This window comes from Natronosalvus rutilus, from assembly GCF_024204665.1.
GTDB classification, from domain to species: Archaea; Halobacteriota; Halobacteria; order Halobacteriales; family Natrialbaceae; genus Natronosalvus; species Natronosalvus rutilus.
This window is the reverse complement of record NZ_CP100356.1, coordinates 244236-266782: the sequence shown is the minus strand read 5'-3', so window position 1 is coordinate 266782 and position 22547 is coordinate 244236. Positions and strand designations below refer to the sequence as shown.

At 58.4% G+C, this 22547-nt stretch carries 12 protein-coding genes and 2 pseudogenes; 4 read left to right on the top strand and 10 right to left on the bottom strand.

Going from position 1 to position 22547, the window contains the following annotated elements; genetic code table 11:
- Positions 1 to 49: 49 nt before the first annotated feature.
- The 3 genes from NGM29_RS19610 to NGM29_RS21620 form a co-directional block, all read right to left on the bottom strand.
- Positions 50 to 1276, bottom strand: a complete 1227-nt coding sequence (locus NGM29_RS19610) for an RNA-guided endonuclease InsQ/TnpB family protein (protein ID WP_254160811.1) — start codon at positions 1274 to 1276, stop codon at positions 50 to 52.
- Between the two features lie 214 nt (positions 1277 to 1490).
- Entirely contained in the window at positions 1491 to 12272 is a 10782-nt protein-coding gene (locus NGM29_RS19605) for a right-handed parallel beta-helix repeat-containing protein (protein WP_254160809.1), read from the bottom strand.
- A 576-nt stretch (positions 12273 to 12848) separates the two neighbouring features.
- Positions 12849 to 13094 (bottom strand): DUF8154 family protein, encoded by a 246-nt coding sequence (locus tag NGM29_RS21620; RefSeq protein ID WP_484549581.1) that lies wholly within the window; start codon positions 13092 to 13094, stop codon positions 12849 to 12851.
- 62 nt (positions 13095 to 13156) lie between these two features.
- Between NGM29_RS21620 and NGM29_RS19600 the strand changes: the two genes are divergently transcribed.
- Positions 13157 to 14413, top strand: coding sequence for an RNA-guided endonuclease InsQ/TnpB family protein (locus tag NGM29_RS19600; RefSeq protein WP_254160807.1), 1257 nt, complete (start codon positions 13157 to 13159; stop codon positions 14411 to 14413).
- Here the strand turns inward: NGM29_RS19600 and NGM29_RS19595 are convergent.
- Positions 14397 to 14798 carry a DUF8154 family protein gene (locus NGM29_RS19595; protein ID WP_254160805.1) on the bottom strand — a complete coding sequence of 134 codons (402 nt, stop codon included), beginning with the start codon at positions 14796 to 14798 and terminating at the stop codon, positions 14397 to 14399. The two genes, NGM29_RS19600 and NGM29_RS19595, sit on opposite strands and share 17 nt — an antisense overlap.
- On the bottom strand, positions 14799 to 15089 hold the full coding sequence (locus NGM29_RS21545) for a nucleotidyltransferase domain-containing protein (RefSeq protein ID WP_254161249.1): 291 nt from the start codon (positions 15087 to 15089) through the stop codon (positions 14799 to 14801).
- A 426-nt stretch (positions 15090 to 15515) separates the two neighbouring features.
- Here NGM29_RS21545 and NGM29_RS19585 point away from each other — a divergent pair.
- Positions 15516 to 15626 (top strand): annotated as a pseudogene (locus NGM29_RS19585) (transcription initiation factor IIB); the annotation flags it as partial.
- 110 nt (positions 15627 to 15736) lie between these two features.
- Here NGM29_RS19585 and NGM29_RS19580 read toward each other — a convergent pair.
- Positions 15737 to 16141: a TRAM domain-containing protein gene (locus NGM29_RS19580; RefSeq protein WP_254161247.1), complete on the bottom strand. Its 405-nt coding sequence runs from the start codon at positions 16139 to 16141 to the stop codon at positions 15737 to 15739.
- Between the two features lie 169 nt (positions 16142 to 16310).
- Between NGM29_RS19580 and NGM29_RS19575 the strand changes: the two genes are divergently transcribed.
- Positions 16311 to 17246, top strand: coding sequence for an ArdC family protein (locus NGM29_RS19575; RefSeq protein ID WP_254160803.1), 936 nt, complete (start codon positions 16311 to 16313; stop codon positions 17244 to 17246).
- On the top strand, positions 17236 to 17379 hold the full coding sequence (locus NGM29_RS19570; protein WP_254160801.1) for a hypothetical protein: 144 nt from the start codon (positions 17236 to 17238) through the stop codon (positions 17377 to 17379). The genes NGM29_RS19575 and NGM29_RS19570 overlap by 11 nt, the downstream gene beginning before the upstream one ends.
- Positions 17380 to 17421: 42 nt before the next feature.
- Here the strand turns inward: NGM29_RS19570 and NGM29_RS19565 are convergent, their stop codons facing one another.
- The 4 genes and pseudogenes from NGM29_RS19565 to NGM29_RS19550 form a co-directional block, all read right to left on the bottom strand.
- Positions 17422 to 17904, bottom strand: coding sequence for a hypothetical protein (locus tag NGM29_RS19565; protein WP_254160799.1), 483 nt, complete (start codon positions 17902 to 17904; stop codon positions 17422 to 17424).
- Between the two features lie 173 nt (positions 17905 to 18077).
- Positions 18078 to 18935 (bottom strand): endonuclease/exonuclease/phosphatase family protein, encoded by an 858-nt coding sequence (locus tag NGM29_RS19560; RefSeq protein ID WP_254160797.1) that lies wholly within the window; start codon positions 18933 to 18935, stop codon positions 18078 to 18080.
- Positions 18936 to 19168: 233 nt separating this feature from the next.
- Entirely contained in the window at positions 19169 to 20500 is a 1332-nt protein-coding gene (locus tag NGM29_RS19555; protein ID WP_254160795.1) for a hemolysin family protein, read from the bottom strand.
- A 661-nt stretch (positions 20501 to 21161) separates the two neighbouring features.
- Positions 21162 to 22489 (bottom strand): annotated as a pseudogene (locus NGM29_RS19550) (RNA-guided endonuclease InsQ/TnpB family protein).
- Positions 22490 to 22547 lie beyond the last annotated feature (58 nt).

Sequence of the window (22547 nt, the reverse complement as noted above, 5' to 3'; positions counted from 1 at the left end):
GTCAACAACCCCGACCTCAAGGGTCGGGGCTTGTCAGTGAACTCCCGCTCTAACTGCTGAGTGCAGCAGGTCTAAAACGGCCGTTCGCGTTCACCGTTCCTGACTTCAGGGCTAGTTGACTGGTAGCCCGTCCAGACCCAGACGTGAGCCAGTTCTGGACGAGACGCCACGCGACGTTCCGCGCCGCGTTGTAATCTGCGTGCAACTCCTTTGCGCACTTCAGACACTCAAACTCATCACCATCGCGGTTGTCCTCGTGTGTGAACCCACACTTCCCATGACTACACCGTTGCGACGTGTACTGTGGTGCGACGGTATCCACTTCGATTCCGTACTCCTCGGCCTTGTACTCGACCTGTCGCTGGATCTCGCGGAACGCCCACTGCTGGAACTTCGAGGCGTTCGAGATGCGTGTCCAGATGTACTTTAGCCGCTCGAACGCGATGTGCGTACAGCCGTTTTCGCGGGCTTCTCGGACGATGCCGTTCGACACGTCGTGTAGGCGATGACGGCTCCACTCGGCAAACCGATCACCGATTGACTGGAGGGTGAGGTGCGCCGAGCGAGTGCCCGTCTGTTGCAGGTGTCCACGACGTCGTTCGTACTCGTCTCGTTTGTGGTTCAACTCGTCCGCGTTCCCGAGGAACGCTCCCGTGCTGGTGACGGCGAGGTAACCATCTACGTTGAGGTCTACGCCGAGAACCACTCCGTTCTCGGTCTTCTCGTCGCTAGAATCAGTGTCTTCTACGTGTTCGACGGCAACGTGGAGGTAGTATTCACCGTCGCGCTTGTGGAGCGTGGCTTCTCGCTTCTCCCACTCATCCTCGTTCCAGTATGCCTCGAACGGTGTTCCCTCGTCCCCGTGTGGGAACACGTACTCTGCACGGATTCGTCCGTCTACCGTGGAGAGTGTGCAGTGGTCGTCGTTGTACGTTATCGTGTTTGAGTTGTATGTGACGACCGTGCCTTTGAACTCGGGCTTGCTCGTGTTCTTGCCGTCTTCGAGCAAATCCTTACAGTTCGAGAGGGCGGTGGCTGCGAGGTTTCTGGCGGATTGGACGTGTCCGCCTGTGAGTGGGCTGTCTTCGCGGATGTCGTGGTAGGTGGCGTCGTTGAGTCGGTTTTTACTGGTGATGATGTCGTCAGGGTTGTCGTTCCAGCCGTAGTCGATGACTGGTTCGGTGACTCGTCGAAACTCGTCAAACGTGGCATCCACTACGGGGTGGTGTTCCTCGGGGATGTCGAGTTTGACTTGAATATTCCTGACGGCGGTCACGCTCTATTAGAGGTCGTGTTATTATTTAAAAATATTTATTGGGACAGGTGGAGTTGAATTACGTTGTGTGTGTCATCCTGTGACGGGCTTCACCCCCGAGGTCAAGCCTCGGGGTTCTCGCCCTGCACCGCCTATAGAGTTGGAAATAGCCGCCGGAATAGACCCGGAACCCGAGCGCGATGCCCAGTTCTGGACCGGAACGACGATGCAGGTTTCAGCTCGAACGTCGGCCGAATCTGCGTCCGAGCACCCCGATCGAGAGGGCGACGAGTGTGACCGCAATTCCGAAGCCAGGGATCGAGTCGCCGTCGTTGTCCGGCTCGTCCTGCTCCACTACATCGCCATCGTCGCCGGGTTCGTTCGAGTCCGCAGGATCCGTCGGCGAGTCGGACTCGTCCGGATCAGTCGTCTGCTCTGGGTCCTCCTCTCTTGACGGCGTGTCGGATGGTTCAGGTTCGGGTTCAGGTTCGGGTTCGGCTTCGACCATCACCGTGCCGAGCGATTCTCCGGACACGGACACGCTGTACGTTCCTTCATCGGAGAATCGGTGGTCGAACGTCACGACCGCCGTGTCGCCGCTTGCGAGCGTCACGTTCGACGTGTCGACGACCCCATCGTCGACGAGCAGTTCGACGATGGTGGAGCCGTCTCCGTCGCCGTCGTTGGTGACGTTCGCGGTGATCGTCACGACGTCGCCCTCGGGGATCGTCGTCTCGGCCAGCGGCGTCGCGGCGACGGTGAACGCCGGTTGCAGATCAGGTTCGGGCTCAGGATCCGGCTCGGGTTCGGGATCCGGCGATGGCGAGGGTGACGGAGAGTCGTCCGACGCCCCGTCGTCGATCGCGACGTCGAAACTCGTCGCGGTCGTCGCCTCGTACCCCGCCCGGTCGGCGAGGGCCACGCCGACCGTGTAGGACTCGCCGGCGTCGACGTCAAGTGTGCGCTCGGCCGCCGTCGAGGTGATCTGCGTTCCGTTCGTGTCGGTGACGTCGCTCCCGTCAACCGTCAGGTGCACCGACCCCACGTCGATCCCCGACAGGTCGTCGTCGTACTCGAAGCGAACCGTCACGGTATCGGTACTCGAGTCGAGCGTCTCTCCGTCGATCGGTGACGCGCTCGTGACCGTCGGCGGTTTCTCGTCGACGACGAGCGCGCCGTAGGTCGAGAAGCCGTCGACGGTCGCGACCACGAATGGGTCGTCGTCGACGTACTCGACCGTCGAGTCGACGTCGCTCCACTGCCCGTCGCCGTCGTAGTGGTATAGCCCCACGTCGGAGGCGTCCGTACCGTCGGGAAGCGCGTCCTCGTCGATCGCCATCGTGATCGTCGCACCCTCGATCACCCCCTCGTCGAGCAGATAGTCGAGGAAGTCGTCGAGGTCGGCGCTCAGGAACCCGGCGCCGACCGCGCCGTCGTCGACGTTCGCGTCGACGGTGTTCTCCGAGAGTGCGAGGTACAGTTCCTCGGCTTTGATCGCCTCGTCGGCGTCGTCGGCCAGGTCGAAGTCGATCGACGTTCCCGTTTCGGCGATCACGATTTCGCCGTCGGCGAGCGTGTAGGCTGTGTCGATGACGACCGACGCGGTTTCGGTCACTTCGTTGCCGGCACGGTCGTTTCCGACAACGGTGACATTGTACTCGCCCGATTCGTCGAACTCGAGCGTGCCCGTAAAGCTCGTATTCGAGCTGTCACTTCCGTCGAGCGCCACAGTCACAGGCGAGGTCGACCCGTTGGGTTCGACGACGACGGCTGATACGTCGGGCGTCGACTCGAGCGATTCATCACTTTCAACGACGATCGTCGCGTCGTTTCCGTCGACACCTTCGAGCGCGACTGAGGTTTCGGGCCCCTCGCGGTCGATGACGAGGAGTTCCGCGGTGTCCGCGAATCCGTCGTACCCGTACTCGTCAATGGCGAGTACCGACAGTTCGTAGACGCCGTCGTCGGGAATCTCGGTGACGGGAACCGTGGCGGTCCAGTCGTCGCCACCATCGTGGCTCGCCTCGGCACCGATCGAGTAGGTGGTTTGGCGCGAGGAGACGAGCAGCGTTACCTCCTCGAGGTCGTGGTCCGACTCGATGTCGATCTCGACGTCCGTGTCCTCGCTCGCATAGACGACTTCCGTCCCGAGGTCGAGGTCGTAGCCGCTCGAGTGGCCGTCGATCTCGCCGATCGAGGGCGCGACGGACGGGGCGTACACCTCGAGTTCGCCCGCGTGCGTATCCTCGAGATAGAGGTCGTAGGTGCCGGGTTCCGCGAGCGAGAGGTCGATCTCGATCCCGCCGACGTCGTACCACCCCGGATCGAGGGAGACGTTCTGGCTGCCGACCACGATCGTTTCACCAGTTTCCTGATGGGTCGCGATGAGTTCGACTGTCTCCGTCTCGTTCGTCGTCCCGTTCTGGTAGACGCTCCCGGTCACTGTCAACTCCTCGTGCAGTGCGATGTCGATGTCCGACAGCGACGCCCCAATCACCTCGAGGTCGGAGTACGCCGCTTCGGCTTCGACCGTTCCGACGTGGTACTCCTCGAGGTGAAGGTCGTACGTACCGGGTTCGTCTGGCTGGAACGTGATCTCGATCCCGCCTACGTGGTACCAGCCGGGGTCGAGGGAGACGTCTTGACTGTCGACCACGGTCGTCTCGCCGGTCCCTTGATGGGTCGCGGTGAGTTCGAGCGTCTCGGTGTCATTGGTGGTCCCGTTCTGGTAGACGCTGCCGGTTACGGTCAGCTCGTCGCCCTCCAGAACCTCGAGGTCGGACAGCGATGCCCCAATCACCTCGAGATCAGAGTACGCAGCCTCCACCTCGACGGTGCCCGCGTGGTACTCCCCCAGATAAAGGTTGTACGTGCCGGGCGCAGCCAGGGAGAAATCGACCCCAATCCCGCCGACGTCGTACCAGTCCGGATCGAGGGAGACCTCCTGACTGCCGACCACGGTCGTCTCGCCAGTTCGCTGATGGGTCGCGGTGAGTTCGACCGTCTCCGTCTCGTTTGTCGTTCCGTTCTGGTAGACGCTCCCGCCCACCGTCAGGACCTCGCCTTCGGTCACTTCGATGTCAGACAGCGACGCGCCGACCACCTCGAGGTCGGAGTACGCCGCCTCCACCTCGACCGTGCCCGCATCGAGGTCGCCAAGCGTCAGGTCGTACGTGCCGGGTTCGGCGGGCTGGAACGTGATCTCGATTCCGCCGACATCGTACCAGCCCGGGTCGAGCGTCACGTCTTGACTGCCGACCACGGTCGTCTCGCCGGTCTCCTGGTGGGTCGCGGTGAGTTCGATCGTCTCGGTCGCTGGATCGCTCCCGTTCTGGTACGCGCTGCCGGTCACGGTGACGTCCTCACCCTCGAGAACCTTCACCGTCGAGAGCGACGTCCCGATCACCCGGATGTCGGTGACGCGTTCGTCGACGGTGACCGTTCCGACGTACCAGTCCCCGAGCGTTAGTTCGTAGTCGCCGGGTTCGTTGAAGGACGTCGAGATCTCGATCCCGCCGACGTCGTACCACCCCGGATCGAGGGAGACGTTCTGACTGCCGACCACGGTCGTCTCGCCAGTTTCCTGATGGGTCGCGGTGAGTTCGAGTGTCTCCGTCTCGTTCGTCGTCCCGTTCTGGTAGACGCTCCCGCCCACTGTGATCACCTCGCCCTCCAGGATCTCGACGTCGGACAGCGACGCCCCAATCACCTCGAGGTCGGAGTACGCCGCTTCAACATCGACCGTCCCGGCGTGGTACTCCTCGAGGTGGATGTCGTACGTCCCCGCTTCGGGTAGCGTGAAGTCGATCTCGATCCCGCCTACGTGGTACCAGTCCGGGTCGAGGGAGACATTCTGGGTGCCGACCACGGTCGTCTCGCCGGACTCCTGGTGGGTCGCGGTGAGTTCGAGTGTCTCCGTCTCGTTCGTCGTCCCGTTCTGGTAGACGCTGCCACCGGCCGTCAGCGTCTCGCCTTCCAGTACATCGATTTCTGACAGCGACGTCCCGATCACCTCGAGGTCGGAGTGCGCCGCTTCGACCTCGACCGTCCCGGCTTGGTACTCCTCGAGATGGAGGTCGTACGTGCCGGGTGCGTCCAGACTAACGTCGATCTGGATTCCACCGACGTCGTACCAGCCCGGGTCCAGCGAGACGTCCTGGCTCCCCAGGACGGTCGTCTCGTTCGTCTCGAGGTTCGTCGCCGTCACCTCGAGTGTCTCCGTCTCGTTCGTCGTCCCGTTCTGATAGACGCTCCCGCCGACGGTGAGTTCCTCACCCTCCAGCAACTCGATTTCTGACAGCGACGCGCCGATTACCTCGAGGTCGGAGTACGCCGCTTCGACTTCGACGGCGCCGGCGTGATACTCCTCGAGGTAGAGATCGTAGGTGCCGGGTTCGGCCGGGGCGAAGTCGATTTCAATCCCGCCAACGTCGTACCAGTTCGGGTCGAGGGAGACATTCTGGGTGCCGACCACGGTCGTCTCGCCGGTCCCTTGATGGGTCGCGGTGAGTTCGAGCGTCTCGGTGTCGTTTGTCGTACCGTTCTGGTAGACGCTGCCGGTTACGGTCAGCTCGTCGCCCTCCAGAACCTCGAGGTCGGACAGCGATGCCCCAATCACCTCGAGATCAGAGTACGCAGCCTCCACCTCGACGGTGCCCGCGTGGCGATCCTCCAGATAAAGGTCGTACGTCCCCGCCTCGGCGGGTATGAAGTCGATCTCGATCCCGCCGACGTGGTACCATTTCGGGTCGAGCGAGACGTTCTGACCACCGACTACGGTCGTCTCGTTTGTCTCGAGGTTCGTCGCCGTCACCTCAAGCGTCTCCGTCTCGTTTGCCGTCCCGTTCTGGTAGACGCTCCCGCTCACCGTCACTGTCTCCCCTTCGAGCGCCTCGACATCGGACAGTGACGCCCCGATCACCTCGAGATCTGAATAGGCGTTCTCGACCGCGAGCGTCCCGAGGTCGTAGCCGCTGAGCGAGAGATCGACCGTCGCGGTGGGTTCGCCCGTGGGCATCTCGAAGACGGTGGAATCCCACTCGAGTGTGGTTGCACCGCGCGCGAGGCCCGGATCAACGGTGACGTTCCGTTCGTCGACAACCTCGCCGTCGACGAGCAGTTCGATCGTCTCGGTTCCTGGAACGTCTCCGCTGTTATAGAGGTTGGCGGTGACCGTGACGGTATCACCGAACGAGAGCGGTGTGGGATCGACGTCGGCACCGTAGACGACCACGTTCGTCACGGGTATTTCCTCGACTGTGATCGTTCGAGTCGTCGTATCGGACGCTCCAGCATCGTCCTGAATCGCGAGGAAGACCTCGTACTCACCCGGTTCGTCGTAGACGTGTGTCGCTACCGGATCGGTCGTGTTCAAGTCGACCGATCCGTCACCGGTGAAATCCCAGTGGTAGGTGAGCGTCTCACCTGCTGGCGGCGTCGACGCGCTCGCATTGAACGTCACCGCGTCACCGACGGCCGGATTGGCGGGATCGACCGAGAAGATGGCGTAGTCCATCGCCTCGAGGGCCGCGTCGAGGTCGGTCGTCGCGGCCTCGGTGACGGTTACGTCCTCGACGGTCGTCGACTCGTAGCCGTACGCGGCGACCGTTACGTCGTAGCTTCCGACGGGCAACTCGAGGTCGTACGAGCCACCCCAGTTCGCCGAGGTCGAGTGCTCGTATCCGGTATCGCGCTCGGCCGCGACGATCTGGGCGTTGGAGACGGGCTCACCCGACTCGTCGTCGGTCACCGTACCCGAAAGCGTCCCAGGGTCGGGTTCCTGCTCGAGGTCGACGGTTTCGACGGCCGTCTCGTCGGCGGCAATCTCGACGCCGGTGACGTCGCCGTCGAGGTAGCCGTCGGCGCTCACGGTCAGGTTGTAGCTGCCGGCCGGCAGCGTGAGGGCGTAACTGCCGTCTGCGTCCGTCTCAGCGAGCGCGCCGAAGCCATCCTCGTCAAATGCGAGTACCTGTGCGTCCCCGAGCGATGAGCCGTTGCCGGTGACGGTCCCCTCGAGCGTGCCGGTTTCGGGCGCCGATGCGTCCGTCTCGCCGACGACGCCAAACGTCGAGAAATCGGTGACGCCGTAGGCGACGACGTAGTCCTCGTCGGTGTCATAGCCCGAGACGAATTCGTCGGGGGCGGGCGCGTGCCACTCGTCGTCGTAGCGCCAGACACGAAGCGACGTCTCCTCGATCGCGCCGAGATCGCTCTCGTCGTAGTGCAGTCGTAGCTGGTCGAGTTCGGCCCAGTCGCTGGTGTTCGTCACCTCGACGTAGTCGCCAATGGCGTCCACTCCCGTAGGTGTCTCGCCGGATTCGGCCGTTTCGTTCAGGCGAACGTCGCTCCCGGTAGCGGAGATCGTCGCGTTCCCGAGGGTGATCGATTGGACCCAGTTGTTCGTGCCCTCGCCGAGTTCGACTCCAGCTTCGCTGTCGATGATCGTCGCGTTTTCGATCGTGTTGTCGGTGCCGTAGACGACGACACCGGTCCCGGTCTCCTCGATCGAAAGGGTGGAGACGACGTTGTTCGTCGGGGAACCGTACAGCGTGACGCCGGTGCTGGCGTTTCGAACCGTGACGTCGGTGAAGACGGCCTCGGAGGCCGACCCCGAGACGGAGAGTGCGGTCCCGGGAACGTTGTCGACGGTGAGGTTCGAGACGACCGTTCCCTCGGCGTAATTCATCACTCCGCCGAGGCTTCCGTCGATCGTGACGTCTTCGAGCGTGTTGTCGGCGTTGTCGTTCGAAGAGATGGAGATGGCGTTGTTACTCCCGCCGACGACCGACAGCCCGGAGACGGAGGTGCCGCTCGATCGGCTAGCAAGGTTGAACGAACTCCCGGAGTTGTTCTCGAGCGTGAGGCTCGAGAGGACGGAGTCGTCGGCGTTGCTCAACTGGATTCCGCTGTCGGCGTTCTCGCTCGCGTACAGCCCGCGAATTTCGTTGTCAGTGATCCCCTGTGCGCCGCTGAGCATCGAGCCGATGAGGAGGACGCCGACGCCATCGTTCGCGGTCGCGGTGACGTTCGACAAGACGTTTCCGTCGCTCTGGCTGATTCGAATACCGTTCCAGCCATTCCCGGAAACAGACACGGCATCGACAGTAGTGCCGACGTTGTTCGTATCCTCGAGGCTCACTCCATACTGGCTGTTGTCGTCTGCGGTAACGTTCGTGAGTGTGTTTTGGGCGGTGGTAGTTCTGACACCGATCTCGTTTGTGGAGGCGTTGACCCCGTCGAACACGTTGTTCGAACCGGAAGAGATCCAGATCCCCTCATCCCCGTTTCCGGATGCGGTGACGTTTGTGAACGTGTTGCCGTTACTGTAACCGCCAGCCCAACCGACGTCGATTCCGCGGAATCCGTTGTGGCTGACCGTGAGGTTCGATACCACGTTGTCGTTCGCGCTGCCGAGATAGAGGCCACCGTTATTATACTCGCTGATTACTTCCGCGATCGTTCCGTCGTCGGCCTCGTCGTAGTAGACGCCGACGTCCCACCCGGTGACCGTCACGTTCCTGACGGTGACGTTCGTGAGCGCGTCGTCGGGCCCGACGTGGATTCCGGACTGGGTGCCGGAACCCAGGTTCTCTCCGATGATCGTGTGGCCCATTCCGTCGAACGTCACGTTGCTCGCGGTGATTTCGATCGCCGTGTCGTCGTGGGTTAAGCTCTCACCAAGCACGTACGTCCCGGACGTATTGATGACCGTCGGTCGGTCTATCACAGTGACGCCATCGGCCTGAACGGCGACCGGCGTGACTTCCGAGTCGTCCTCGCTCTCGACCGTGACGCTCCCCGTCCCGGCGTCGCCCGCCTCGGTCGCCCAGGTCAGCGTCACTGACTCGGTCGCGCCCGGCTCGAGGGGCACTTCGCTCGAGTCGACGACGACACCCTCGAAATCGCGGAGCGTCACTGTTTGGGTTCCGTTCTCGATGCCGCTGTTAGTGACGGTCATCTCGACGATGAGGGTCTCGCCTTCGTCGATCGGTGCGTTTGTTCCGTCGATCACCACGTCGAAGAACTGATCCTCCGGGAGCTCGCCCCCGAGCCAGGGATCGAAGCGAACGTTATCGGTGACGGCGTCACCGCTCCCCGTCGCAGTTTCGTTGGTCACGGGGTCTTCGTACCCGCCGCTTGGACCGGACTCGTGACCCCACCAGTTATCCGTCGCGTTCAGGGGACCGTACCCGCTCCAGCCACCTCTGTCGTAACCGACGCCGACCGCGTTACCGACGATTTCGTTGTCGTGGATCGAAATGCCGTCCGGTGAGGAATCGACCAGAACCCCGCTCTCGGTGTTGCCGGTAACGCGATTACGCCGAACTGTCGCGTACTCTTGGACCTCGATTCCAACCACGTTCCGGTTGACCGTGTTGTCCGAGACCACGGCGTCTTCGATCCGGACGTCGATGCCGTGGCCGTCGTTGTTGTTCGCCTCGACATCCGTAACCAAGGTGTTGTCGAAGCTTCCGTACCCGCCGCCGACCAGCACACCGTTGTCGTTGTACGAGAACTCCCCGGCCGTCACGGCCGTATTGTCCGACGATTTGATCCTGAGCCCATAGCCCTCGTTGTTCGTACCAATCGCATTCGCCACCGTTGCGTTGTCCGAGTTGTCGACGTAGATGCCGTCCGAGCCGCTGCCCGTTACCGTCACGTCGCGGATCGCGATCCCGTGACTGTTGGAAACGTCGAGGCCGCGCAACGCTGAGTCGCTGACGGTGAGGGTGTCGACAGTCGCATCGGCTGCGTCTTCGAAGACAACGCCGTAATCGTCGCCACCGTCGACGTCGGAGTGGGTGAGTGAGACCTCGTCGCTCCGGATGACCTCAATACCGCGACCCGCAGGATCGGCGATCGAGGCGTTCGAGATGCTCGATCGATCTGAGTGCCAGAGAGTGATAGCGCCGCGGTCGGAGGTGCCCGGCGTCGCGTTGGAGATCGTGTTGTCGGTGACGACGCTCTCGTTGCTGAAAGCGATCTGGATACCAGCGGAGACACCGTCGAAGGATAGTCCGCTCACCTCGACGTTCGTCGAGTCGACGATGATCACCTGGCCGGGGTCTGACGGTACGTCGGGATCGGTTACCCCGCGTGCGTAGAATAGTTCTTTTCCGTCCACCGTGTTGTTCGCGAACGAGTGGGTGGCGAGTTGCTCGAACTCCGGCGGATCAACGGTGGTGCTTCGCAGGACCACGCCGGTCTTGAACTCGTTGTCGATCACCGTGACGTCGGTCGTCTCGTAGACCAGCAGATCGGCGTCGTGTCCAGAGACGGTGTTGTTCTCGATGGTCTGATAGCCGAAGTACCTGAGGAAGATACCGTCACCGCCGTTGTCCCGTATCGTGTTGTCCCGGACGGTCGAGTCGTTGTTGACCGAGATGCCGTGCCCGTTGCCCTCTGTAACGAGATTGTTTTCGACGAGGGAGTTGTGGGAAACGTCGATCCCGGTCCCGCCGTTATCCGTAAGTATATTGTTATTTACCGTGGCGCCGTCGGGGCCGTCGATCCCTCCACGACCGTTACCCTCGATCCTGCTGTTCGTGACTGTCAGTCCATCGCTGCGAGTCCAGTAGAGGGCCTGCTCACTGTTCCCCGAAATGGTATTCTCGACGATCGTCACCCCCGTCGAATCGTATCCACGATTGTCGTAGAATCCGTTCCCGGTGTTGTTGACGACCGTATTCGCCCGGAAGACGGCGTTCTCGCTGTTGATTACGAGGACGGCTCCGTCGAGTGAATCGCCGTTTCCTCCGTGATGCGTCCCGGCGACGGTATTGTTCTCTACCTCACTGCGAGCCGAATTGACAAGCGTGAGGCCCTCGAAGTTATCACGGATGGTATTGTTCACGAGCAGCGAGTCCGGAGAGCCGTCTAGAGTCAGCGCGCGTCTCTCGTTGTCGGAGAGCAGGTTGTCCGTGACGACGGCATTCGGAGAATCTTCGAGAGCGATACCGGATCTCGTACCGGTCATCCCGTTGTGCGTCACCGTGTTGTTCGAGAGTGTCGCATCGTTCGAAGCCCACACGCGGAGGCCCTGACCGGAACTGTTCGTGACCGTGTTCTCCGAGACGGTTGCGCCGCCGCTGTAGGCGATCTGAATACCCGAGGCGACACCGTCGAAGGTGAAGCCGCTCACGTTGACGTTCGTCGAGTCGTAAATCACGATCTGTCCGACGTTTGCGGGAATTGCGGGATCGTCTTCACCGGAGGCGAAAAAGAGCGAGTCGCCCCCGACGGTATTGTTGCTGATCTCGTGGTCGAACTTATCCCGTTGCGTGTTGCCGACGTCGAAGACGATGCCTTTCTCGAAGACGTTGTCGACCAGCGTGGCCTTGGTCGCTTCGAAAAATTCGACGTCGACCTCACCACTCGTGATGGTGTTGTTCCGTATCTCCGTGTTGTCAACGTTCGACAGTCGGATACCGATCTCGTTTTGCTCGATGGAGTTGCTCTCTACGATCGCGTCGTCCGCTGCCTCCCCCAGACCGGTCCGCAGCGCGATCCCCGTCGAGTGGTCGGTAATCGTATTGTTCCGAATCGTCGGCTCGGCCGGATAGACGTAGATCCCAACGCCGTCGTTGTCGACGATCGTGTTGGACTCGATCAGCGCGTTAGTCCCACCCTCGCGGAAGTAGATGCCGTAGCCTTGTCCGGACGCCTGATGCCCGTTCCCTTCGATATGATTCGCCGTAATCTGGACGTCGTCGCTCGCCCGGATATAGATGCCACGGATCCCGTTTTTCTCGATACGGTTGTCCGTGATGACCATGCCGTGAGACATCGTCTCGGAGTCGCGAATTGCCCAGTCATTTTCGGTGATCGTGTTGTCCACTATGGTCGCGTTCGGGCTGTCCTCGACCCGCAGTGCGGTGTTGTACTCCCGGATCTCGAGCCCTCGAATCGTGACGTTCTCGACACCGTCGACCGTCACCCCCGTCCCGCTCCCTGATCCCTGCAGTACTGGTTGTGCCCCGTCGACTCCAACCAGGGTAAGGTTCTCGACGCCAACCATCAGTGATTCGTCATAGGTTCCCGCGTCGATGCAAACGGTATCGCCAGGTGACGCCGCGTCGATGGCGTCCTGAATTGACGACGACGATACGACGACGTCACAGTCTCCACCGTGATCCGTTGCAGCGGCATTGCCGACGGCGACAAACGGAACGACGGTTGAACAGACTAGAAGAATCGAAAAGAGCACGGCAAACGAACGGGTCCCAAACGTACCGGAGTTCGACTGCGAACTCGAATATCCTCGTATCATGTACTGTCTGTCTTTTGAGACAGTATAACGTCGCGCTGAGTCGACGGTAACCTATGCGCTTACGTCGAGGTAAGTCCCTGCCTCGGGGTGGAATCGTCGACGGAACCGATTTGAGGGCGATCGCCCCGGGCTCGGTAACTCGGTGGTCGGAAATCATCTTCTCAGAGAGCGAGCCCTGGTGGGAGTAGCCAAACGGGTTCTCTTTTTTGTTTTTTGTTGGTGCCCGATCACCCACTACCCGCGGCCCCACCCACCTCCACGTTCCGGGCTGCTCACGGCCGATGGCCGTTGCACTGCCAGGCCTTTCGCTCTGTCTTTTACCGTCTATTGATCTGGATGTTTTGAGTTGCAGATACACTCGTGACGAGAAGAGGCAAAATCAAGGATGTATCCGTGGATTGCATTCGCGAGTTCGAACATTGCGTCGGCCTGTTCGGCTGTTGCAGCCGCCTCTCGATAGTATACTGCAGCGCGGTTAGCTGAAAGATAGGGCGCTAAGCCCCCGTCCTCAAGGAGCGAACGAAGCAACGCGGAGTGAACGAGTAGGGCGGGGATACAGCGCCCGCACACATATCAAACGATTCTAATCAAAACGCTTAACTAACCACAACCACTAGCAGGAGACAAGTCACATGGAGTACAGTCCAAAATATCGACTCTTCCCGACGAGCGAACAGCGGGAGAGACTCGACTGGACTCGTAACACCGTGCGACAAGTCTACAACCACGCACTCCACGAATTCAACAAGATACCAGAAGACGACGGAACGCTTCGACAGCGCGTCTGGCAAGTCCGAGACGACCTACCCAGACTCAAACAACAGTGGATCGACCTGAAACAAGTCTACTCCACAGTGTTACAGAAAGCCGTCGAACGCATCCGAACCAACATCAACAACCTCGGCAAACTGAAAGCCAAAGGATACAGCGTTGGCTCGTTGAACTGGAAGAAACCGCGTGAATTTCAGAGTTTCACGTATCGGCAATCGGGCTTCGAACTCGACACGAAGAGTGGCCCGAGAGATCGAGCAATTCTGAGACTCAAAAAGGTTCGCGGCGATACACTTGAAATTCCAATCCGACTCCACCGAAACCTCCCAGAGCACGACGCTATCAAAGAGGTCACGGTGAAGAAAGAGCCGACTGGCGCGTGGTACGCCTCGTTCTGCATCAGTAATGAGGAACCTGAGAAACCAGACCCAGAAGACATCGATGAGGAGGACACTGTGGGATTCGACCTCGGTGTGCTCAACTTCGTTCACGATTCTGACGGGCTTTCCATTGGGCGAATCGACTTATCAGATGAGCGAGAGCGACTCGAACGCGAGCAACGCTCGCTCTCTCGCAAGCAATATGAGTCGAACAACTGGGAGAAACAACGCCGTCGAGTGGCCGAGGTTCACGCTCGGATGTCGAACAAGAAGCGCGATTACAAGCACAAGCTCGCGCACTTCTACGCGACAGAGTACGACGCTGTGTTCGTTGAGAACCTCGACGTGAAGTCGATGCTCGAATCCGAGGGGAACGCTCGGAACAAATCCGAGGTCGGATGGAGCGATTTCCGTTCGATTCTTGAACACCACTGTGACAAGCACGGCACACACTACGTGGAAGTGACTGCTCGCGGCACGACGAAAGAGTGTGCGTGTTGTGGGGTAGAGACTGCGAAGCCGCTGTGGGTTCGGGAACACTCGTGCCCATCCTGTGGGTTCGAGTTGGATAGGGATTGGAACGCGGCGCTGAACGTCAAATCGCGTGGTCTGGAGAAACTAGGAGTGGTTCACTCCAAAGGTACGCCTGTGAAGACTGCGACCGCTGTGGACGCTCGTTCTGTGTCTGCAAGTCGTGTCGTTGAAACAGGAAGCTCCTGCCTCAAGGAAGCCGTGTAAGCGGCTGAGTAGGCAGGAGTAGTTCACTCTTCCAGAGATGGAGTAGTCGATCTCCAAATTCATCACTAAAAAGTCCCATCTCACCCCCTCGTTCATAGACCGCAGAGTGATCATGGCGAAGATCTTCTCCACCTGCAATATTTCGATAGAGGAGGTAGAACTGGATGCTCCGTTCAATTGCGACGAACGAGGTTTCGATGACAACAGTGTAGTGTCCATTCCGCTCGCGTAACGTATCGGCAGCCTCGAGGAGCCGGCACGCTTTTCGGAGCTGGACGAGGGCTTCATCATTCACGTCGAGCCCTGTCTCGAGTGACTGTCCACGCGTGTCTTCGAAAACTGACTCTGTTACCTCTAGCGCCCGTTCGACATTGCTCTCGTCCATCTAGGCTAACACCTCCGTTTTGACCTCGCTCAATGTATCCGTCTCATAGAGCGTGACCCCATCAGCAACGATTTCTCGGAGTCTATCTGCCTGCCGTTTAGCGGATTCGTGAGATTCGACCAGAACCTGGAATTTGTATCGCTCACCGTCGAATCGTTGTTCAACCAGTTTTTGACTAATCTCATGTGCGCGCCGCTGATTTGTCGCCCTATCAGTTCGAACGAGGACGAAACAATCGATATCACTTCGACGGTCTGCCTCACCTCGAGCGACACTGCCGAACAGAAGCATTCCTGTAATGTCCACTAATTTCTCGAGAAGTTCTGATCGGAGTGTTCGGACGGGATCACGAAACTCTTTCTGTGGGATTCGAAAAATCGGGTCACCCGGTCTGGTGAGTCGGTCGTGATTGATTTGGACGAGTTTTTTCCCTCTTTCAGATGAGGTACTCACTAGCTCGATTGACTCGAGGTCGTCGACTGCGAGCGAAACACTTCGATGGGGGCGATCAATCGCACGACCGAGTTCTCGAATCCCAAATGTGTTGTGTGGGTTGTCAGCAAGCAGTCTGAGAATCGGACCACAAGCAGTGTGTCTGAACACACCCTCATTTGGAACAGGGACCGGGAGATCTATCGCCGTGGAAACTTGGCTACTATTATTATCCATGGATATCATTATTATCCGCTCTGGTAAAGAGATTGTGTTCCGCCGAGGTTCAACGCCACAGAGCGAGAGAGCAAATCTCGCGTTGGCGCACCGGCAACCCGGGCGATGCACAATAAAGGACTAACCACTACTATCGACTGGAAAAGAGAAAAAGACGCAGACCGAAGTGGCCACGGTTGCCTAGGGAACTGAAGTCAGGATTTGGAATCGATACCAAGAGCAAATCAGTGCTATAGGTCTCCCTCACTAACGGCCGTCCCGAACAAATTTCAGGGGTAGTATTCTTCTCGCTCGAGAACTTCAGCGAAGGCGACGGTCTCTTTGACATCAGTGATTTCGATGGTTACGCGCTCTCCTTTCTCCGTATCGGGAACGATCACCACATACCCTCGTTCGACACGTGCAATTCCATCACCTTGCTCTCCGGTACCTTCGATATCGACAGTGCGGGTCTCACCAGTTTCGACTGGTGGGGTAGGTCCATCGCTCTCCCGCTGTGGTGTACGGTCTGTTTTGGCTTCGGCTCCTGATCCAAGCAGTGCGGCTCGATACACTTCTCCAACTGTGACGTCTCCGAACGCCACCTCTTGGTTGGGTATCTCGATAAAATATGAACCGTCTTCTTCCACAATCTCGGCATTGAATAGGCACAGTAAGTTGTCGGGAATTTCCATCAGTTGATCTTCTTCCCAGAAAAATGGGAAGCACCATATTGAGTCCACCGGTGACTCCATCATCCAATCAGCTCACCTATTTACTGCGATCGCCTCCCGGTGACCTTTTTGAGACCCGCTGACGGGCAGCGGTCTTCTCGAGTTTGCCTCGAGATGTCCCGATTCAATCATGAGTCTGAGCAGTTGCACCCGAGAAACGTTCGATGATTCGGACACCCGACACGATGAGATGCACAGCACGATCGAGATGTGGCTTGAGGACTTGATCGAAGAAGTCGATGACGCAGTCTCGAGCGACCAGTTCAGAGAGTGGCTCGACATCCAGAGTGAGTTCCACGACTACTCGCCTCGAAACACTCTCTTGATCCAACTCCAGTGTCCGCACGCGACTCGAGTCGCTGGCTACCGAACGTGGCAGAACGAGTTCGATCGACACGTGAGTGAAGGCGAGAAAGCAATCTGGATCTGGGCACCGATCATCGCGAGGAAGTGCCCCGAGTGTGGAAACTCATCGTCGTACCACGAACGAAGTGACTGTGAATACGACGAAACTGAACCCGACGGGTGGTCAAAGGGACTGGTGGGATTTCGACCAGCACCTGTGTTCGATGTTTCACAGACAGAAGGGGAGCCATTACCCAAACTTGAGACGGAAGCGACGGGAGACGCTGAGGAGCTGGCCCCAGCGCTCCTCGAGGCAGCAACTTCACTCGAGATCGAGGTTGAGGTCGTCTCTGTGAAAGAATGGGCTCACGGGAGAGCGAAGGGCGTCTGTCAGTATCGATCAGATGCAAATCCACTCGTCGAGGTTCACGACCGCGAGAATCAGGCCGATCTCGCAGTAACGCTCGTCCACGAGTATGCACACGCTATGTTACATGGTGGTGTCGACGATGAAACCGAGCGGTCGAAACGTGAACTCGAGGCCGAAGCCGTCGGCTACATCGTCGGTCGTTACTTTGGGCTGGATACGAGTGGGTCGGCGTTCTACGTTGCTGCGTGGCAAGGTGAGGATACAGACGCAATCCTCGATCGTCTTCAACGGATTAGCTCGACCGCCCAGACGATCATCGACATCATCGACGTGGTGATCGATGGCGAGTGACGGCGAGCTTATGCTCGAGATCGTCGAAGCACTCGAGGAGGAAGGACTCAAGCACATGATGCGTATCGGTGGGATGCGTGATCGACGTCGAAGCGCTCGAGAAAGTTGTCGACTCAGCGAACACCGACGTTGAAATCAGCTTCTCGGCTGGAGATTCCGCGTGCTTGTTAGATTGTCAGCTAATTTTCTCACTATAGCGTTCAAGTGCCAACTTGATCGACGCCGGACGCTTTTCTACGTTGTCATCACTCACCCGCATCAGTCCTTGAGGGTAGTACCCGTCTGTGTAGTCGAAAATCGCGTTCACTTTCTCTCGGGGAATTGCTATCGGCTTGAAATCCGTCAACGTATAAACTAGGTTTGATTTCCCACCTCGCCAAAATGTGGTGCTAGCCCAACCCTCTTCATCCTCGAATTTGGATTCAACCCACGCTGTACCCACATAGCCCCCTTCCTGATAGAATAGAACAAGGTCTCCACTTTGCATTTTCTCGAAGTTTCCTTCATTTCGTGCACCTGTACGTACTCCCCAGAACCGTACCTCTTCTCTCCCATTCAATGCTTCTGGGTGATTTGAATACTCGTTAAGATCGACAGTGGACTTTACCGTGTCATCAAAATTCGGTGAATCACAAGGTGCTAAAAACACGTTTGTCATATGGATAAGCTGACAATCGATCTAAATTGTTATAAACCAAACGTTCTCTGAGTACTCTCCAACTCAATAGGCCTTGTTGAAATCCTCAATCGAGGACATATTTCAGCAGGCGTGCTGAATAGAAAGCGCGTATCTCGCAACAGGTGAATTCTGGAGCGCGATCCTGTTAACACTCAGGGATCGAAATCGGCGATGAGTGCGGCGTGGTCGCTGTATTCGAATGACTCTCGGTCGTAGAAGCAATCAACCGGGTTCAATTCCTCGGAGGCGATGATGTGGTCAAACCGGCTGTTGCCGAAGCTTTCGTCAAGCGTGTCCACGTCACCGTATCCCCATTGATACCGAAACACGTCCACCATCCCTACGTGGCCCAGTCCCTTGAGGATATTCAGCGCCGCATTTCGCCACCGATCGCGGATTTTTGGGTCCTTATCGTCGATGTAGGTGACCGCCTGGCCATCGGCCAACTCCTTATCGGGTGAGTTGAAATCACCCGCGAGAATCCGGTGCCGCTCTTCACCGTTGAGAATCCGCTGGAAGACTGTCTCGAAGATTTTGATTTTCTCTTCGCCCTTCATACTCCCCGGGACAGCCCGCACATTCCAGACTTCGATCTCTAAACCCGCGAGTTCACACGTTGTGACGAGGATCTTTTCGGGGTAGTGTGTGGACAGATGCTTGATATCCTCGTTGTCGTACGTTTCATCGAAGAGTTCCAAGGGAGTGTGCTCGATGCAATCAGGGTCACGCACAGCGGTTAAATTCCCATTCGTATGACCGATGCCATGATGTGGGGGAACCTCACTGTCACGCAATTCGTTTGCCCACGAGAGTGTGTCTACGACTCCCTCGTACCCTAATTCGTCGGTAACCAGGTTACGGATGAACTCCCGCCTGTACTGGTTCACCTCGTTCAGCATTAGCAAATCTGGCTTTTTATTTAGATTCTTGAGATACTCAAACTGCGCCGCGATTTCATCCTCTGCTTGGTATGGGAACGCCCCCTTGACGTTCCAGGTGAGTACTCGCATATGTCATCTGTGTTGGCCGACGACAAATAACCAGACTTTAGAGAGAATTGAACAATAGTACCCGCTTCCACTGCCCGGAAGTAGTTGAGCTCACGGTGACCGAGCGTCTGGTTCACTGATACCGATGTGATTAAGACCCACTCTGCTGCGTAAATCCTCTAAGTCTTGCAGCCGATTTCAACAGATTTGTGATCTCCTACACTGGAAAGTATGAGGATCAACGCTTATCGCTATCAGTCCACTGCTGGATCGTCGATATCTCTTCCGTGGACCCATACCGTCGAAATTCGGGCCCCCTCGACGCTCGTCACCTCAACGACGTGACCGTCGATCTCGACGCGGTCGCCAGGTTCTGGCGCGCGATTGAGTCGTCCCAGCACCAGCCCACCGATCGTTTCGACCGCTTCGCTATCGAAGTCGCCATCGAGGGTGTCGGAAACTTTCGACAATGGGACTCCGCCGTCAATGTCGTACCCCCCATCGTCACGCTGGCGTATCGAATGTTCGCGCTCATCGAGATCGAACCCGTCCCGAAGATCCCCGACGAGGGCCTCGACGATGTCTTCGACCGTCGCAATCCCCTCGAACGCTCCCCACTCGTCGATGACTGCGGCCATCTGCTGCCGATCCTCCCTGAACTGTATCAGGAGATCGCTAATTGCCATCGTCTCCGGGACGATGAGAATCTCGCGGGCGATGTCACCGACTATCTCGGCATCCCCATCGTCCACCTCTGCTCGCAACACGTCCTTGACATCGACGAATCCAATCACCTGGTCACCGTCGTTGGCGTCAAGAACCGGATAGCGCGTGTGACCGGCCTCTAAGACGGTCGAATGTAGTTCGGAGAGCGTGGCATCCGCCGGAACGCTCACCACGTCCGGCCTTGGGACCATGACCTCCCGCACCACGGTGTCGTCAAGATCGAAGACGCGCTCGATCATCGTCACTTCTGCCACGTCAATGTTCCCGCCCTCGCCCGATCGTGTTAGTACCCGAAGGAGTTCCCGCTCACCGAGTGTCTCATCCGTTTCGGAAGCGGGTGGCACACCGAGCGACCGCGTGAACGCGTTGGCCGCCCCGTTGAAGACGACAATTCCCGGATAGAGTATGTAATAGAAGGCCTTCATGGGCGGGGCGAGGAACAGCGAGAGTCGCTCGGTCTTGGCAATTGCGATCGTCTTCGGCGCGAGCTCACCGAAGACGACGTGGAGAAACGTGATGATACTAAAGCCGACTGCGAACGCGACGAGATGGATGAGATTTGCGGGGAGAACCGGTTCCAGTACGGGTTCGATGAGCGCCGCCACGGCGGGTTCGCCGACCCATCCCAACCCGAGCGAGGCGATGGTGATACCGAGTTGCGTCGTGGCGAGGTAGTTGTCGAGATTCGTCATCACTTCTTGGAGCGTTCCCGAGCCGGGCCGCCCCTCCTCGACGAGTTGGTCAACCGACGTTCCCCGAATCCGAACGAAGGCGAACTCTGCTGCGACAAAAAAGCCGTTGAGCGCCACGAGAAACAGCGCTAAGACGATTTGTGCCGCTGAAAGCGCGACGTTTACCATCGGTACCCCCGGAACGTACTGCCGTTCGATTGTAGCGAGTCCATATTCATGCATCTCGTTCCATCGACTAAAACCATCTAATGAATTCGCGGGTGACTGACTGCTGTCAGTAGTGAATTGGTTCTGTGGATCTAGAGGCCATCGACTGTCCTCCTCGTTCTACCGACTGCCTACGAAAACGGGCTCCGACATTTAGTAGGCGCATCAGCGTCGGATCCTGCTGGAGAGAAGCTCTGTACCTTGCACGACGTTTCTGACAGCAGTTTGGTAGTTAGTCGAGTCTCTGCAAGATACACAGCGCGAATGTGTCACGGGGTGAAAGTCGATTTTCGAAGGTAGCGAATGCTCGGTACTGGAAGTATACACATCATTACACAGAGTCGAGGAGAAACCCACGACTTCAGTCGTGTGGAGGATGTCAATTGAACACTCGGATACTGATCGTCGATGGATTTCCCAGCCCGAGACATATGCCAAGGCCGGTACCTATCCAACGGCATACGCAGTCCGTGACGTACCGGATCAAGACGCGATCGCCATCACTATTGAGGACTTCGAGCAGTTCAGAGGGGACGAATAGCGATCAGACATAGAGTTACGTCCCTTTTCGATTTTGACATCCACCCACGACTTCAGTCGTGGGATTCCTCTCGTGGGAGTCTCAGTCGTCCGAGTCCCCGAGAGCGACATTCCCGCTCGATGCGGTACTCAGGTTTGTGTACGCCTCGTTGGCCATTGTCTCCGCGATGGAGGGCGGGCTGTGGTGTTCCCGCCAGTCGTGATTGTTCCACTTGAGGTACACGGGTCGTGCCATCGACCCGACTGCTGTTTGCCGTCTCAGGAACGACCCCGACGCGACGAGGTCGGCGTGTCCCTCGAACCCGCATGGGCACGTCAACGAATCCTCGTGACGGCGTGTATTGTCGCGTTCACCGCACACAGGACACTCCTGACTTGTCCACGCTTCGGATTCTTCCGCGACCATGATACCGTACTCTTTGCATACGTCTTCGAGGCGGTTGATGAACCGTCGGTACGCCCAGAAGGTGTGCGTCTTCTCGTTCACACGCGGCGACCAGTGCGTTGAGAGAACGTCTTTGATATCGCCTACGTACAGCGTCGAAACACCCTCGGCATACAGAGTTCCACAAGGTCTCGGACGAGGCTGTCTTGTGCGTGGTTGCGGCGATTCGTGCGCGTTCGATACAGGCGGTCGATGCGCTTGCTGGAGTTGCGTTGGTCTTCGAGGAGCGACTGATAGTACACGATTCGTTCGGTGGTTTCACGAAACTCCTTGAACAAATTGCGTCCGTCGTACAGGTATTGGGAGCCGGTCGTTGTCGTGCAGGCGACGAGATTGTTCGCGCCAACGTCCAGAGCGGCTTCTTCCGAAGCCAGTGGTGAATCCAGTCGCGAACTGTCGATGGTGACTGGTTGGAAAGCCCTGAACGTCTCTGCGAGTTCGTCGTACACGAGTTCTAATCGGCCCTGCTTGCCGCTCCACTTCGGGTCGCCCGCAATTTCAACGCGAAGGCGCTGGTTCCGACTCAGCCCGAGTTCGTCCTTGAGCTCGGAGCCAATCGGGACTTCGAGGCGGGAACGCTTCCCGTATTCGAGGGTGTACTGGTCGTTTCGGACGTAGGTACGAAGCACGCGTCCGTCCTCCTCGTTGCCCCAGTACCCCGGCGGCGATGGGCGTTTATCAAGTTTCCCGGCGTGGTACGTCTCGTTACTGGCGAAAAACGACCGCCATGCCTTCGAGTTCTTCCGAATGAGTTGCTGGGCAACCGAACTACTGAGAATGCCCTTGTATTTGCCTTCGAGCCTTCCGGTGTCGGCGTCCCAAACACTTTCGTCTGTGAGGAAGGCTTGGCGACGAGCGTAATTTATCTCATTCCAGAGACTCGCAGAAGCGTCCAACCAGCGAACGAACACCTCACGCTCCTTTTCGGAACGAGGGCGAACGTCGAACTGGTTGGTTCGCTTCATCAGTACGTACTACGTAATATTGGTTCGTAAAAGTATGGATTAGCGTGGGAGACGGAGA